This is a genomic window from Aliidiomarina indica (assembly GCF_015354615.1).
Lineage (GTDB): Bacteria > Pseudomonadota > Gammaproteobacteria > Enterobacterales > Alteromonadaceae > Aliidiomarina > Aliidiomarina indica.
On record NZ_JACAVQ010000023.1, the window covers coordinates 1 to 358 of the forward strand.

General features: G+C 53.1%; 1 protein-coding gene. It reads left to right on the forward strand.

What is annotated here, in order from left to right:
* Nucleotides 1-358: hypothetical protein (locus HXZ99_RS12090; RefSeq protein ID WP_228518005.1), on the forward strand; the 358-nt coding region annotated here is incomplete at both ends.

The following is a 358-nucleotide window of genomic DNA, read 5'->3' on the forward strand; positions in this document are numbered from 1 at the left end:
CATTCCTTTAGCGGCATGGCAGCATCATCTACTACGGCGTTTGTCAGTGGTGTCGGCGGCGGATTTACAAGCATGCTCGGCGGGGGCGCGTTCCATCATGGATTTGTCAGTGCGGGTATGGGGCAGATGGCAAACAATGCTGGCGGAGACCTAGCCACAAGCGTAATTTTAGGTGGCACCGCCTCGCAGGTTGTTGGCGGCAAATTTGCAAATGGGGCGGTGTCGGCGGCGTTTGCCAACTTATTGTCGAGAGGGCAATATCATAGACTAGGGACTTCGAATCCTGAGAGCGAGACTTTGGACTCTCTTGAAGAACGCGCTGATTCATTTAAGAAAGCGATTGAGGAGCTTTATGCAG